Here is a 1,723-nt window from a genome sequence, read left to right as displayed (position 1 = left end):
GCACAAAGCCTTTAAAGAAACAACTCCCGTTTTTGGTGTAATTAACATCATAAACCTGATCATTCAATTCCCGATGATAATTAAGAGTCTCTTCCGTATTAAAGATCCTGATCTCACCAATCCCGGAAATTTCATTTTCCAACTCATAATTTCCTGAAATATGAACAGTCTGTCTCGCTTGCAGACTGTCTGCAACAGGTTCATCGATGGTGATCAAACCCGAAATATCAGGAGTTAGGATCGGTAGAAGAGGATCTCCCAGAACATGATATAATCTACTATTAGAATAGCCGGCACCGGAATGAAGTTTGGCATCCCATAAAGCATCACCAAGGTTCTGTCTCTCATTTAAAGAATTATTCAGAAAATCTCTTATTAAGGTCGTATTAGCGCTTCCTCCGCAGCCTCTGGTCGCAGCGATCGAACTTATAGAACCTCCATAATCATGAAATAATAATTTTTCAGCCAGACAATCAAATGCCGGATCATCAAATTGCCCGACATTGCAGGAAGCAGCAATGAATAAAGGCAGATGCTCTTCGTTCTCCAGAAACCTGAGATGGAGAGAACCTCTGAAATAACCTTCATCTCCAAGAATGTCTTCTGCTCCATGCCCGATATAATACCAGATCAATCTTCCTTCGTTAATTCTTTCTATCATATCTTCGCGAACTTCGGGTTTCTGCAGGAATTCATCCATACCGTATTCAATAGCCATCAATTTATCAACATAAACTCCATTACTCAGGATTTCACCAGTATATTGAGCTTGATAAGTATGATTCAAACCCGTGCTTCCTCCGGTTCCTTCCAGATGTCCGCTTTTATTTTCGTCATCAGCAACGATCAAAACTTTATTTCGCCACCAGCCTAATTTCGGAGTTTCAATATAATCTCTGATTCTCTCGATCATCAAATCCATTTGAGAAGTATTCTGTGCCGGAATTCTACCGATGGGAAGATCAGGATATGTTCCGCCAAAATTTACAAAATAATCATCGTAAGCATCACCGGAACTATTTTGATAAGCGATTATTTTATTTTTTTCGATATCGATATCCCAATTCGTTGTTCCAGAACCCATCAAAATAACAGTTTCCAGTTCGGGATGATCATTAAAGTATATTTCAATAAAATCCCGAAGTCCTTCCGGAGATTCTCCATAAAGATTGAAAATCGTTTGCTGATCAACATTCTCGCTGATTAATCCATAGTTATCGAGATGGATTTGATCTAAATCTTCTGTTTGGGATAAAAAAGCATTTGGATAGATCATCAGGTAATTGACCTGTCGGTTGCGATCATCTGTTTCTTGATGATGATAGCGATTGAAATCAGAAACTCTCAATACATTATCATAGTTCTGAAAATCCATATTCCGGGCAGGTTTATTATTATATTCTCCCCCGAATGTTAACCAGAATACAGTTTTTCCGGAATATCGATTTATAACATCATCTTCCGATTTTTCGTTATAGAAATAAACATAATCTTCTTCATCAAATTTCCCATCATTACCGTCATTAATAAACAAAGGAACTTCCTGAACAATAAATTCAGTTCTGTCTTTTTCTCCCGGAATTGTTTTTCTAATTCCTCTGAAAATCCTGACGGAGTCAGGATCCACAAAATCCGGGAGTTGAGATAATTCCTCATAAAACAATCCAAATAGTCCATCTTCATTTACTTCGATACGATACCAGAAATCAGAATCGGAAAAAGG

The 1,723-nt window shown here is 37.7% G+C and carries 1 protein-coding gene; it reads right to left on the bottom strand.

The window, feature by feature from the left end; all coding sequences use genetic code 11:
- A partial coding sequence (locus ENL20_06305; protein ID HHE38166.1) for a hypothetical protein occupies positions 1-1,723 on the bottom strand: 1,723 nt, incomplete at both ends.

This window comes from Candidatus Cloacimonadota bacterium, from assembly GCA_011372345.1.
GTDB lineage: Bacteria > Cloacimonadota > Cloacimonadia > Cloacimonadales > TCS61 > DRTC01.
Note: the sequence above shows the minus strand (reverse complement) of the source record. Positions and strands in the feature narration are given on the sequence as shown.